This is a genomic window from Clostridium sp. KLE 1755, assembly GCF_000466465.2.
In the GTDB taxonomy this organism is placed as follows: Bacteria; Bacillota; Clostridia; order Lachnospirales; family Lachnospiraceae; genus Eisenbergiella; species Eisenbergiella porci.
Genome location: NZ_KE992737.1, coordinates 1 through 750, shown reverse-complemented (window position 1 = coordinate 750; position 750 = coordinate 1). Strand labels below are relative to the sequence as shown.

Below are 750 nucleotides of genomic sequence, written 5' to 3'. Positions count from 1 at the left end.
CTCGTCGCAGGCTCCTCAGACAGCTGCCGTATTGCGGGTAAAGCTTCCTTCGGTTACTTTAAGAAACAGCTCCAAAACTTCGTAAGTATCGGTGAATTCCCCCTCCCCGCCGCCCTCTGCCCCAAGGCCCCATACGCCAGGACAGGCCCCCGCACCGCCGGTAACAGACAGCCCCGCCGCACAGTCCATTGGCTCCGGACATCACCTTTGGCAGGCAGAAGGTGAAAATGCCTTACGGGTATGACAGGAAAAAAGCTGGTGAAAAGTAAGGATTCGTTATGTTTGAATTGGCCTGAAACTATATTTCTTCGTGAAAAAGTTCTGTATCCGACTGAGTTTGATGTTGATATTATTAAATTTGTATGTTATTATTATTTCGTCGCACGGCAGTATCTATGCTGCTGTAGTATTCGGCCGTCTGGCCGTTCTTTCATTTCGGCGCTTCCTTTTCGAAGCATTAATCCGTAAATGGCAAAAAACTTAATACAGGAGGAATATTTATGGAAAACAGGCTCAGGAATTATTTTCCGCTTATCAGGGAAAGAAAGGAGGTGTTGAAAGAAATTGGTGAAAGCAGCGGGCTGCAGGCGCTGTTCCGGAGCTGGATGCCTGAACGGCAGGAAGAGTTCCTGGATTTTTGTACGGGTATGAAGGGTGTAAAGATCCTTTATGATTCCTTTTTCAAGGAAATCATGAGTCCTGAATATACGCCCGGCAGGTTGAACCATTTTCTGTCGCTGCTGCTGGGGA

Annotated in this window: 1 protein-coding gene and 1 pseudogene; one reads left to right on the top strand and one right to left on the bottom strand. The window is 47.6% G+C overall.

The window, feature by feature from the left end:
* Positions 1-15: 15 nt before the first annotated feature.
* A complete protein-coding gene (locus tag HMPREF1548_RS29615) occupies positions 16-189 on the bottom strand; it encodes a hypothetical protein (protein WP_021638037.1) in 174 nt (57 codons plus the stop codon).
* A 311-nt stretch (positions 190-500) separates the two neighbouring features.
* Between HMPREF1548_RS29615 and HMPREF1548_RS18795 the strand changes: the two are divergent.
* Positions 501-750: pseudogene (locus HMPREF1548_RS18795) on the top strand (hypothetical protein); the annotation flags it as partial.

Excerpts from the sequence above, each read along its gene's own strand:
- HMPREF1548_RS29615 (WP_021638037.1), bottom strand. The coding sequence starts at position 189 with ATGGACTGTGCGGCGGGGCTGTCTGTTACCGGCGGTGCGGGGGCCTGT.